Annotated in this window: 10 protein-coding genes and 1 pseudogene; 10 read left to right on the forward strand and 1 reads right to left on the reverse strand. The window is 39.0% G+C overall.

Translation table 11 applies throughout. From position 1 onward, the window contains the following. Nucleotides 1-30 precede the first annotated feature (30 nt). The gene (gene miaB / locus MUN87_RS01690) at nucleotides 31-1,608 is read left to right on the forward strand and encodes a tRNA (N6-isopentenyl adenosine(37)-C2)-methylthiotransferase MiaB (RefSeq protein WP_244745746.1); all 1,578 of its coding nucleotides are present in this window, start codon (nucleotides 31-33) and stop codon (nucleotides 1,606-1,608) included. Then, a complete protein-coding gene (locus MUN87_RS01695; protein WP_244745748.1) occupies nucleotides 1,609-2,034 on the forward strand; it encodes a YlbF/YmcA family competence regulator in 426 nt (141 codons plus the stop codon). Between the two features lie 437 nt (nucleotides 2,035-2,471). Here the strand turns inward: MUN87_RS01695 and MUN87_RS01700 are convergent, their stop codons facing one another. After that, nucleotides 2,472-3,035: an outer spore coat protein CotE gene (locus MUN87_RS01700; protein WP_244745749.1), complete on the reverse strand. Its 564-nt coding sequence runs from the start codon at nucleotides 3,033-3,035 to the stop codon at nucleotides 2,472-2,474. A gap of 307 nt (nucleotides 3,036-3,342) precedes the next feature. On the opposite strand from MUN87_RS01700, the gene MUN87_RS01705 reads away from it, so the two are divergent. The 8 genes and pseudogenes from MUN87_RS01705 (at nucleotide 3,343) to MUN87_RS01740 (ending at nucleotide 12,813) form a co-directional block, all read left to right on the forward strand. Next, the gene (locus MUN87_RS01705; RefSeq protein ID WP_244745751.1) at nucleotides 3,343-3,705 is read left to right on the forward strand and encodes a VOC family protein; all 363 of its coding nucleotides are present in this window, start codon (nucleotides 3,343-3,345) and stop codon (nucleotides 3,703-3,705) included. Between the two features lie 249 nt (nucleotides 3,706-3,954). After that, the gene (gene mutS, locus MUN87_RS01710; protein WP_244745753.1) at nucleotides 3,955-6,564 is read left to right on the forward strand and encodes a DNA mismatch repair protein MutS; all 2,610 of its coding nucleotides are present in this window, start codon (nucleotides 3,955-3,957) and stop codon (nucleotides 6,562-6,564) included. Continuing rightward, a complete protein-coding gene (gene mutL, locus MUN87_RS01715) occupies nucleotides 6,565-8,430 on the forward strand; it encodes a DNA mismatch repair endonuclease MutL (protein ID WP_244745755.1) in 1,866 nt (621 codons plus the stop codon). It begins immediately after the preceding gene. Nucleotides 8,431-8,498: 68 nt separating this feature from the next. Next, nucleotides 8,499-9,434 carry a tRNA (adenosine(37)-N6)-dimethylallyltransferase MiaA gene (miaA, locus tag MUN87_RS01720; RefSeq protein ID WP_244745758.1) on the forward strand — a complete coding sequence of 312 codons (936 nt, stop codon included), beginning with the start codon at nucleotides 8,499-8,501 and terminating at the stop codon, nucleotides 9,432-9,434. 37 nt (nucleotides 9,435-9,471) lie between these two features. Continuing rightward, the gene (gene hfq, locus MUN87_RS01725) at nucleotides 9,472-9,696 is read left to right on the forward strand and encodes an RNA chaperone Hfq (protein ID WP_244717311.1); all 225 of its coding nucleotides are present in this window, start codon (nucleotides 9,472-9,474) and stop codon (nucleotides 9,694-9,696) included. A gap of 180 nt (nucleotides 9,697-9,876) precedes the next feature. Next, the gene (hflX, locus tag MUN87_RS01730; RefSeq protein ID WP_305037431.1) at nucleotides 9,877-11,103 is read left to right on the forward strand and encodes a GTPase HflX; all 1,227 of its coding nucleotides are present in this window, start codon (nucleotides 9,877-9,879) and stop codon (nucleotides 11,101-11,103) included. Further along, a pseudogene (locus MUN87_RS01735) lies at nucleotides 11,100-12,325 on the forward strand (methionine gamma-lyase family protein). Before hflX ends, MUN87_RS01735 begins: the two are co-directional and overlap by 4 nt. Nucleotides 12,326-12,441: 116 nt before the next feature. Beyond that, on the forward strand, nucleotides 12,442-12,813 hold the full coding sequence (locus MUN87_RS01740) for a MerR family transcriptional regulator (RefSeq protein ID WP_244747849.1): 372 nt from the start codon (nucleotides 12,442-12,444) through the stop codon (nucleotides 12,811-12,813). Nucleotides 12,814-12,817 lie beyond the last annotated feature (4 nt).

Raw genomic sequence — 12,817 nt, forward strand, 5'->3', positions numbered from 1 at the left:
GGATAATGGGGTAAGGAAGGAGATAAAAACATGAATGAAAAACAACGATTAGAAAATCAACAAATTAAACAGTCAGATTCGCCGGACGTAAAATCCGATACGAATGACAATTTAGATCGTTTAAAGAGCATGTCAAGTGATGACTTGATTTCTAAATATTTTCAGACAACATATGAACCACCGAATATGCGTAAGGCTAAAAAACGTTTAAAAAAAGATGTAGATATTCATTATGACTTTGATATTCCACTTGAAATGAAAGCGGTAGGTAAAGGGAAAAAATTCATGATCCGCACATATGGTTGCCAAATGAATGAACATGACACGGAAATAATGGCAGGGATTCTGACGCAAATGGGGTATACATCAACTGATGATACACACGAAGCGGACATCATTCTGCTGAATACGTGTGCGATTCGAGAGAATGCCGAAAACAAAGTGTTTGGTGAATTAGGACACTTGAAACCGCTGAAATTGGAAAAGCCTGATTTAATTCTCGGAGTTTGCGGTTGTATGTCTCAGGAAGAGTCCGTAGTTAACCGTATTTTAAAGAAGCACCCGTTTGTCGATCTGATTTTCGGAACCCACAACATTCACCGATTACCGCAGTTAGTTAATGAAGCAATGTTCGGTAAAGAAATGGTTGTCGAGGTTTGGTCAAAAGAAGGGGACATCATTGAAAACCTTCCGAAGGCACGCAGAGGCAAAATCAAAGCGTGGGTAAACATTATGTATGGGTGTGATAAATTCTGTACCTATTGTATTGTTCCGTATACACGAGGAAAAGAACGTAGCCGTATGCCTGAAGACATCATTCAGGAGGTTCGACATCTTGCTGCTCAAGGTTATAAGGAAATTACATTATTAGGACAGAACGTAAACGCATACGGGAAAGACTTGGAATTTGAATATGGTTTAGGAGAATTAATGGAAGAAATCAGCAAAATTGATATTCCTAGAGTCCGATTTACGACATCTCATCCAAGAGACTTTGATGATCGTCTCATTGAAGTGTTGGCACAGGGTGGTAATCTGTTAGACCATATTCACTTACCTGTACAATCCGGAAGCTCTGATGTTTTACGAGTGATGGCTCGTCGTTATACAAGAGAAGACTACCTGGAACTCGTCCGTAAAATTAGAAAAGCGATGCCAAATGCAACATTAACAACAGATATTATTGTTGGTTTTCCAAATGAATCAGATGAACAATTTGAAGAGACGTTATCGTTAATGGAAGAAGTAGGATTTGAGAGTGCCTACACATTTATTTATTCACCAAGAGAAGGTACACCTGCTGCGCGTTGGGAAGACAATATTCCAATGGAAGTGAAAAAAGAACGTCTGCAACGCTTGAATGCAATTGTTAATAAACAATCAGCAGAGGCTATGGAAACATACCAAGGCGAAACAGTTAAAGTATTAGTCGAAGGAGAAAGTAAAAAAGACCCTGATGTCTTGTCTGGCTATACGGAACGTAATAAATTAGTTAATTTCAGAGGACCAAAATCCATTATCGGTGAAATTGTGGAAGTGAAAATTACTAACACAAAAACGTGGACACTGGATGGAGAATTAGTCGAATCAGCAGTTGAGGTGAATTAAATGGCGAAGTATACAAGAGCAGAAGTACTGCAAGAAGCACGCGGTCTTGCAGAAAAAATGGCTAACATTGAAGAAATTGATCGCTTCAAACAATTAGAAGCAAAATTGAATGAAAACAATAAAATACAAAGCTCGATCAAAAAAATCAAAGCATTGCAAAAACAAGCAGTTAACTTCCAGGCTTATGGAAAACAAGAAGCATTAAAGCGAGTAGAGGAAGAAATTGATCGACTTCAACAAGAAATTGATGAAATTCCGGTTGTGCAAGAATTCAAAGATTCTCAAGTAGTGATCAATGACCTGTTGCAGCTGGTAACCAACACGATCGCTAGAGAAATAACGAATGAAGTGATTCGCTCCACAGACGGCGATTTGTTATCTGGTGAAACAGGCTCCAAAAGAAAAAACAGCAGTCACTCCTGCTAAACGTTAAAATGACCAGCACATGTGTTGGTCATTTTTTGTGTTCGTTCAAGAAAGTATATAAGTGCAGCCGCAGCACTTATCAAATTGAACATGAAGTTGATTTCCTATACATACATCAGTGGTTGACCGGAGCGGCATTCCAGCACATGAAACATTTCAAAATCACCACTAAGCAGCTAGTTAACAAAATCCATATTATAGATAGTTGTATATTAGTTTGTTAGTTAAAACCGGATGTACTATCCCGCTTTATTTACGTACGAAAGCATGAAATTCTGGCATTGAAGAAGCTAGACGTAGTGAAAGCTTTTAATGCAAGAAATTTTATGCTGCAACTTGCCAGTTAACCTAGATCCCGAAAGTTGTGCAAAGTATTGAAAAAGTTACTTTTAGATAAATAAAAAAATACAGTGTGAGCATGCCCCACACTGTAATCATTATTCTTCTTCGTAATCATCTAAAAAGTCTGGATCGATTTCGTCTAGTTCATCATCGGACACGTCAAAATCCCACTCATCATCATCATGTACTTTTCCATTTGGATCTACTTTTACACAAATTTTTGTTTCGCCGATTACTTCTACAATAAATTCTCGCTCTACATCGACTACGATTTTGTTTCCGTGTGTTTCGATACTGCATTCTAAGCAATTTGGCTGTTGAATCACTTTCGCGATAACCTCACAGTCATCTCCGATATGGTGTTTGTCACGAATGGAAAGTGGTACATAGTCACAATACTCGACTTTTTCAGTCACTACTTCCGTTCTGGTATTGTCGTTATATGCATACCAGATATTCACATCATAGCTTCCGCGAATTTCAACTGTATCTTTTTTTGTTAACTTTGCTTGATAGATATGGTTAATGATCCAGCAACCTAAGATACTTGACGGACGATGAGCTGGTGTGATTGTATTTGTATCCTGTTTGAACTTTCTACCTTTGCCAATAACCGCTTTTGTTATAATTTCTCGGTATTGTTGGTCTAAATAAGACATCGAATTATAACCTCCCTCTAATTTCAATTCCATCATATGCGAGACATTCGTCTATAGTGCAACCATTCTTCATAAAAATGTCTGGCTATAGAACCTACAATATCCTATGCAAAAGCCTAGAAATGTGTACGTGTGAAATAAATCAGAAGAAAAAAAAGCCCTAATATTGATAACAGAAGGTTTTGTAGGCTTGTTAATTATAAATGATCTGCTCTAACTGACAAAATTGTCTTTTTCTTATTTAGAATTACCATTATTCACATCCTTTGGTAAAATGAAGTTAGATGTAAAAGGAGGAGGATTTTGGATGATTAAAGGTGTTCATCATGTGCAAATAACCATTCCAAAAGGGGCAGAAGAAGAAGGCAAGCAATTCTACTGCGGTTTATTAGCGTTACCAGAAAAAACTAAACCGGAAGCTTTGCGAGGACGTGGTGGTTTTTGGCTGGAGGTTGGAGATCGAGATGTTCATGTAGGAACGGAATCAGGTTTTGACCGCTATTCTACAAAGGGACATATTGCGTATCAGGTAGATGATCTAGCCTATTGGAAAAAACTTTTAGAAAAACAACAAATAGAAATTGTTGAAGCAGTTCCTATTCCGGGTTTCGACCGATTTGAATTTCGTGATCCGTTTGGCAATCGTGTGGAGATGATTCAGCCAATGTAAATAAACATTCTTAATAGCTTATCTCAAAAAATCTAATGACAGAACTCCTACTTTATCACAGGGCTAATCCGTCCGCAATACCCTCACTTCAAGTAAATAAGAAGCTAAGTGGGTGGGAAACGGACGAATACTTCCTGTTAAGTTTCGTTAGCAATCAGTGAACACCCACTGATTGAAGTCTTACTTTATCCTTCGTCTTTTTCTATGCTATAATATGACGAGAATGAAAGAATGTTGGAGGATACAATAATGGGTTTTACGCCAATGATACAGCAATATTTAAAAATTAAAGCAGAGTATCAAGACTGCTTTTTATTTTTTCGATTAGGTGATTTTTACGAAATGTTCTTTGAGGATGCCAAAAGGGCAGCCCAGGAACTTGAAATAACATTAACGAGTCGTGATGGTGGTGGGGAGGAAAGGATACCGATGTGTGGTGTTCCTTTTCATTCTGCAGAGAATTATATTAAGTCGTTAGTTGAAAAAGGTTATAAAGTCGCGATTTGTGAACAGGTCGAAGATCCGAAATCGGCTAAAGGTGTGGTAAAGCGGGAAGTGGTACAGTTAATCACACCGGGTACGGTAATGGAAGGTGCCATGCTTGATGATGAAGAGAATAATTACCTTGCCGTTGTGACCGAAAATGAAGAAGATCACTTCTCTTTAGCATATACGGACATGTCTACCGGTGAGACATTTGTCATGGCGATCGACAATGGTTGGAATGCAGTCCTTAGTGAACTGGTTAACCGTCCAATTAAAGAAATTGTAGTGGAAGAGGATTTCAGCCAGCTCTATGCAGAGAACTTAAGAGAAAAACTGCAGTTTCCAGTATCTATTGCGAAACGATCTACTAAAGATAACAGTATGGATCTGCTGGTAGAAGAAATTAGCGACACTAACTTACGAAATACTTGTATTTTGCTTTATCAGTATTTATACCATACACAAAAACGGGCTATTGACCATCTTAAGAAAGCCCAAGTAATTGAATTAGCTGAGTATATGACACTGGATATGTATTCACAGCGCAATCTGGAGATTACAAATTCATTGATGCGAAAAGAGAAATTTGGCAGTTTGTTATGGGTCATTGATCGAACTGTAACAGCAATGGGCGCAAGGAAATTAAAAAAATGGCTTGAACGGCCTTTACTAACCAAGTCGTTGATTGAGCGTCGTTTAGATCTAGTTACTGGTTTTTATCAGCAGTTTTTTGAGCGCGAAGAAATAAGAGAGGCATTGCAATCTATTTATGACTTGGAAAGGCTGTCTGGTCGAGTTTCATTCGGTAACGTGAATGCACGAGATTTAATTCAATTGAAACGTTCCTTATCAAAAGTGCCGATGATTAAAGAACAGCTGCAACAATTTGATGACCCTGCACTCCATGAATTAGCTCGTGATTTGGATCCATTACCAGAACTGTACACCTTGTTAGAAACAAGTATTTCAGAAGATGCACCGATCTCTATTACGGATGGTAATATTTTGAAAGATGGTTATCACGCTGAATTGGATCAATACCGAGATGCATCAAGAAATGGTAAGCACTGGATAGCTGAATTGGAACAGAAAGAAAAACAGGAAACATCCATTAAATCGTTGAAGATCGGCTTTAATAAAGTATTTGGTTATTACATTGAAGTAACACGACCAAATTTGCCGATGATTCCAGAAGGCCGTTATCAACGGAAACAAACGTTAACGAATGCAGAACGTTTCATTACAGAGGAGCTGAAAGAAAAAGAAACACTGATTCTAGAGGCGGAGGAGCAAAGTGTAGCATTAGAATATCAATTGTTTCTGGAAATTAGAGAAAAGGTTAAACAATTTATTCCAGCATTGCAGCGTCTGGCTGATATCATCAGTGAGGTAGACGTGCTGCAAAGTTTTGCAACGGTTAGTGAGGAAAATAATTTTGTAAGACCAACTTTTTCAGCTGAGCGTCGCATTAATTTGGAAGAGAGTAGACATCCAGTAATCGAAAAAGTGATGAAAAATGAGCAATTTGTACCTAACTCTATTAATCTTGCTGATGATAAACATTTGTTACTGATTACAGGACCGAATATGTCTGGTAAGAGTACATATATGCGGCAACTGGCTTTGACCGTCATCATGGCACAAGTCGGTTGTTATGTACCTGCAACCCAGGCGGAATTGGCAATTGTAGATCAGATTTTCACTAGAATCGGTGCAGCGGATGACCTCGTATCTGGTCAGAGTACGTTTATGGTTGAGATGCTTGAGGCGAATCATGCCATACAGCATGCGACAGAGAACAGCTTAATTTTATTGGATGAAATCGGAAGAGGGACAAGCACTTATGATGGAATGGCGCTAGCCCAAGCTATCATTGAATATATTCATAATCATATTCATGCTAAAACGTTGTTCTCTACTCACTATCATGAGTTAACAAGTCTCGAGGAGAGCCTGACTGCACTGAAGAATATCCATGTCCGTGCAGAAGAAATTGAAGGTAAAGTTGTATTCCTTCACCAGATTCATGAAGGAGCGGCTGACGAAAGTTATGGCATTCATGTTGCTCAGCTGGCAGGTTTACCAGATACACTGATACAGCGTGCAAATACAATTCTGTCCCAGTTAGAAGGGACGGAACAGTCCGTGCAGCCAGTTCCTGAACAGAAATCAAATGAAACAAATGTTTACTCAATGGGACAAATGGCGTTTTTTGCGTCAGAAGAACCAGTTAAACAACAACCATCGAAAAAAAACCATGAAATAATCGAACGTTTGAATAAAATCAATTTGTTGGAAATGACACCGATGGATGCGATGAATCAACTTTATCAACTTCAGAAGAAAGCAGAAGAATTAAAGGGGCGAAACTAAATGCAAATCAACCAATTGCCGGATTATCTAGCCAATCAAATTGCTGCAGGAGAAGTAGTAGAACGTCCGGCCTCTGTTGTCAAAGAGTTAGTCGAAAACAGTGTTGATGCTAATAGTTCGTGGATTAAAGTAGATATTTCAGAAGCGGGATTGCAAGAAATAAAAGTGTCTGATAATGGTTCAGGAATCCCGCATGATCAATGTAAGAAAGCCTTCTTACGACACGCAACGAGCAAAATACAGAATGAAACGGATCTGTTTCATGTCCACACGTTAGGATTTCGCGGGGAGGCACTTGCCAGTATTGCTGCAGTTAGTCGCCTGGTAATAAAGACTTCAACTGGAGAAGAAGCAGGTACAAAGATGGTACTAGAAGGTGGCCATATTAAAGAAGATGGACGAAGTGATGCACGACAGGGAACAGAAATCACGGTGCAGGATATCTTCTTTAATACGCCAGCAAGATTAAAATATTTAAAGACGGTGCATACGGAATTAGGCCATATTACTGATATTATGAATCGTATGGCATTTTCACATCCGCATATTCGATTTGAATTAACCCATAATGGCAAACAAATTTTTCAAACAACAGGAAAAGGGGACATCCGTCAAATTGCTGCTTCCGTCTATGGAATGGCAGTTGCCAAACAGATGATTCCAGTAGAAATCAACACACTGGATTATCAGATAAAAGGTTTTATTGCCAAGCCCGAGGTAAACCGGGCAGGCAGAAACTATATCTCTACTATCGTGAACGGTCGTTATATTAGAAGTATTGGTCTGGCAAAGGCAATCACGAATGGTTTTCATACTTTTCTTCCCATTGGCCGTCAGCCAGTTGTAATCTTAGCAATTACGATGGATCCATACCTAATTGATGTCAATGTGCATCCAACAAAATTAGAAGTTCGTTTTAGTAAAGAAAAAGAATTATTTCAAGCAGTGGAGAAAATGATTAAAGACGCACTGCATCAGCAACGGTTAATTCCAGCAGGTCAGACTAAAAAGATCATTAACAAAGAAAAAACAGAACAACCTCAATTTTCTTTTGACGAACAGCAGGTTGCAACAAAAGAAGACAGGCAGCAGCCTCCATCTCCTTCTCCATCAGTACCAGAGCAAAACAAACAAGCTTTGGAGGACGTTGTACGTGAATCAACTCCAATTCAAGACACAGTAGATTATTCACATGTGGAAGAGGAGATTGAGCCCCCTGAACTTGAAGAAGAGGAAACTGTAGCAGACATACAGGATGAAACCCAAGGGGAAAAGGATCAGCCAAGAGTGCCCGTCATGTATCCTATTGGGCAGCATCACGGCACTTATATTTTAGCTCAGAACGAAAATGCGCTATTTATTATTGATCAGCATGCTGCACAAGAACGGATCAAATACGAATACTTTCGTGACAAAATTGGGAACGTAGAAAGTCATTTACAAGATTTGTTAGTGCCTTTGACCTTCGAATTTACACAGCAGGAAATTTTGTTTATTGAACAATATCAGGAAGAACTTCAGAAGGTTGGTTTATTTTTTGAACTATTTGGCCAAAATGCCTATATCGTAAGATCTCACCCAAATTGGTTTCCGCGAGGTGAAGAGGAATCTGTTATCCGTGATATGGTCGATCAATTAATCCAGGATAAACGGGTGGATTTGCATAAGTTGAGGGAAGAGGCCGCGATATTAATGTCTTGTAAACGATCAATCAAAGCAAATCATTACTTGAATCTAGAAGATATGCAACATTTACTGGATCAGTTAAGAACGTGCGAAGAGCCGTTTACGTGTCCTCATGGCAGACCGATCATCATTCAATATACCACTTATGAAATGGAAAAAATGTTCAAACGAATAATGTAATAGATGAAGTATCAATAGAACTAATGTATACTGTAAGAAAGCATTGTAAGCATCAGGAAGTGATTTAGTTGAAACAGAAATTAGTTGTTATAGTTGGACCAACAGCGGTAGGAAAAACAGCACTTTCCATCGAAGTTGCAAAAAAGTTCGGTGGTGAAGTCATTAGTGGAGACTCGATGCAGATTTATCGCGGATTAGACATTGGAACTGCAAAGGTTACAGAGACAGAAAAAAATGGTGTGCCACATCACATGATTGATATCGTTGAACCCGATCAAACTTTTTCTGTCGCTGATTTCCAGCAAGCAGTTGATCAAAACATTCAAGCCCTTTATCACCAGAATAAGCTTCCAATTATCGCTGGTGGTACGGGTCTTTATATTCAGTCTGTCTTATATGGTTATCAATTTTCTGAAAACCAACGATCAGAGGGTTATCAGAAAATTATAGAAGAAGAAATTGAACGGGAAGGCATTGACAACGTTTTTAAACGATTAGAACGAGTAGATCCTGTACAAGCAAAAAAAATCCATCCTAATAATCAACGAAGATTAATCAGGGCGTTGGAAGTATATGACCGAACCGGAATGACTATGACTGCATACCAGAATAGTCAGCAACAGGACTCCGCATATGATTTTCGCATTATTGGGTTGGAAATGGACAGACAATTATTATATGAGCGCATTAACCAGCGTGTAGATATGATGATTGAACAAGGCTTAATAGCGGAGGTTGAACAGTTGTACCGAGCGGGGTTGGAAGACTGTCAATCAATGAGGGGAATAGGTTACAAGGAAATCATCCCTTACTTAAAAGGAGAGCAGTCATTAGAGGAAGCGACAGAATTATTAAAGAGAAATTCGCGAAGATTTGCAAAGCGGCAGTTTACCTGGTTCAAAAATAAGATGCCAGTAGACTGGTATTCCATCAGACCAGAAACCAAACATAAGGTTTTTCAAAATATTTTATCAGATTTAGAAGGATTCTTTGCAAAAAGATAGAATATTAAACTATAGAGAAATTAGAGGAGGTACGACCATGTCACAATCTGTCAATATTCAGGATCAGTATTTAAATCAATTAAGAAAAGAACGTTTGCCTGTTACCGTGTTTCTAACAAACGGATTTCAGTTACGCGGTGTAGTTAAAGCGTTTGATAATTTTACCGTACTGCTTGAAACAGAAGGTAAACAACAGCTTATTTTCAAGCATGCGATTTCTACCTTTGCACCATCCAAAAATGTTAATCTAGACAAGGAATAAATGAAATTGATGGCGCTATTATGAAGGTAGCGCCTTTTTTATGGGTAAAACATAAAGATGAGTTCTTATGATATGGGATGTGACAGGAAACAGGATCATATTTCATATGCATCAATCTTTTCATTGAAGCAATACTAAATACAAAAACAGTAGGTGATCGACATCGAGAAAGTGTTATTGATGGCAATCATGCATCAACAAGATAAAGAAGAGAAATTTTATGATTCGTTACAAGAACTTGAAGCTCTTGTGAAAACAGCACAGGGAGCGGTAGTTGATAAAGTTGTCCAAAAACGTCCATCCCCTCACCGAAGATATTACGTTGGGGAAGGGAAACTAGAAGAGATGAAAACAATCATTGAAGAGAAAGAGATTGAACTGGTGATTGCGAATGAGGAATTATCCGGTGGACAAGCGAGAAATCTGCATGAAGAGTTAGACGTTCGTGTGATTGATCGCAGTCAGCTAATACTGGACATTTTTGCTGCAAGGGCACGCACGAAGGAAGGGAAACTGCAAGTAGAACTTGCGCAGTATACATATATGTTACCTAGGTTACACGGTCAAGGTGCAGCGCTATCAAGACTTGGTGGTGGTATTGGAACTAGAGGTCCAGGTGAAACGAAGCTAGAATCGGATCGTCGCCATATAAGGAACAGAATGGATGATATAAAACGTCGATTAAAGCAAGTGGTCAATCAACGTGAACAATATCGGGAAAACCGCCGCAAGCAACAGCTTTTCCAGGTAGCTGTTGTCGGTTATACCAACGCAGGAAAATCAACGTTATTTAATAATTTATCCAAAAGCGATTCTTTCCAGGAAGATCAGCTGTTTGCGACATTGGATCCATTATCAAGAAAAATGAAGCTACCTTCCCATTTTGAAGTACTGTTAACCGATACGGTTGGTTTTATTCAGGATTTACCTACCGCATTGATCGCTGCATTTCGCTCGACTTTGGAAGAAGTGCGTGAAGCAGATCTCATCTTGCATGTAATAGATGCCGCAGCTTCTAACCGTGATGATCATGAACGAACGGTATATCATCTGCTTCAAGAGCTTGCAGCTGATGATATACCGATGCTGACTGTTTATAATAAGAAAGATTTAATAGATGAGGAACACTTTGTACCATCATCTTTTCCTTATGTACTCATCAGTGCGCTGGAAGATGCCAGTATCCACACAATCAAACAAGAAACAGAAAAAATAATGAAAGAGCAATGGCAGTATTATCGTGGATTTATTCCGGAAGAGAATGCAAAAAGTTTAGCTAAAATCCGGCAGCATACCATTTTGGAGAAAGAAGAATACCACGAAACCAAAGAGGGATATGATGTGAGTGGCTATGTGGACCCACAGCATCCGGTAATGAAAGAGATAAAGGAGTTTCACCAAGAATGAAAGATACTTTAATCAGGGAAGTCGAGAATAAAATTAACCCCGTATTGGAAAAGATAGAGGAGCGGGAGAACTATAATCAGGGCAAAGTGTTGGCAGCTTTTCAGGCTCACCAAGTGAGTGACAGTGATTTTAATCCAACCACAGGTTATGGCTATGATGATTTCGGAAGAGATAAATTAGAAGCTGTTTATGCGAGTGTGTTTAAGGCTGAAGCTGGGCTGGTCAGACCCCAGATCACTTCTGGCACTCATGCGATCAGCACTGCTTTATTCGGAGTATTGCGACCTGGCGATCAATTGCTTTATATCACAGGAAGTCCTTATGATACTTTACAAAAAGTAATTGGTCACAGTCAGCATGTCCCAGGTTCATTAACAGATTTCCATATCCAATATCAACATGCAGATTTGAAAGATGGGCATGTTGATATGGAACATGTTCGGGACCAAATATCAGATCGGACAAAGGTTGTCGCTTTGCAACGATCCAAAGGGTATGATGATAGGCCATCCATAACAATCGATGAAATGGAGGAAATCATTAAACAAGTAAGAGAAATAAAAGAAGATGTCATTATTTTCGTCGATAACTGCTATGGAGAATTTGTAGAATGTAAAGAACCAACCGAAATTGGCGCAGACCTCATTGCAGGATCTTTAATAAAAAATCCAGGTGGTGGAATTGCCAGAATGGGCGGTTATATCGTTGGAAAAAATGAATACGTCGAAATGGCTGCACATCGTTTGACAGCACCTGGAATTGGCAAGGAAGTGGGAGCAAGCATTGGTATGTTACAGGAAATGTATCAAGGGCTATTCTTAGCACCACATACTGTCAGCGAAGCATTACGTGGTGCGGTATTTACCTCTTGTTATTTAAAAGAGCTCGGCTATATGACCACACCTGGTTATGATGAATTGCGTACTGATTTGATTCAATCCGTAACTTTCCAGACCGCTGAGCAAATGGTTGCATTTTGTCAGGAAATACAGCGGCAATCACCTGTTAATTCTCATGTTGTTCCATATCCAGCACCAATGCCGGGCTATGATGATGAAGTTATTATGGCTGCGGGTACATTTATTCAAGGTGCAAGCTTGGAATTAACGGCAGACGGTCCTATACGAGCGCCATACACAGCATTTGTTCAAGGGGGTTAACGTATAATCATGTAAAGATTGCAGTCAGCAATGCTGCCAAGGCATTGCGAGATGAAAACTAAAATCTCTATGTCAACTTACTTAACATTGCTTGACACCAAATGTGCATGATGTATAATAGTATTATAGAAAACGAAAGGAAGGGGTGAAGGTTGTGAGCGAAATAGATAGACGTTCTATGCCCTTGTTTTCTATCGGCATTGTCAAATCTCTAACTGATTTATCCGCGAGACAAATTCGTTATTATGAACAGCATCAGTTAATACATCCGTCCAGAACGGAGGGAAATCAACGACTTTTTTCATTTAATGATGTCGATCGTTTGTTAGAAATTAAAGAATTGATTGAAAAAGGTCTGAATCTGGCAGGTATTAAGCAAGTGTTGGAAATGAAAAAGATGCCAAAAACTGGCGAAAGCATACCAGAGGAAAAGAATTCCGAAATATCTGAAAAAGAATTACGGAAGATCCTACATAAAGAATTAATGGATGCTGGCCGACTTGGTAAAACCTCGTTAAGACAGGGAGAATTATCACGATTCTTCCATTAAAATA

The organism is Gracilibacillus salinarum, from assembly GCF_022919575.1.
Taxonomy (GTDB): Bacteria; Bacillota; Bacilli; order Bacillales; family Amphibacillaceae; genus Gracilibacillus; species Gracilibacillus salinarum.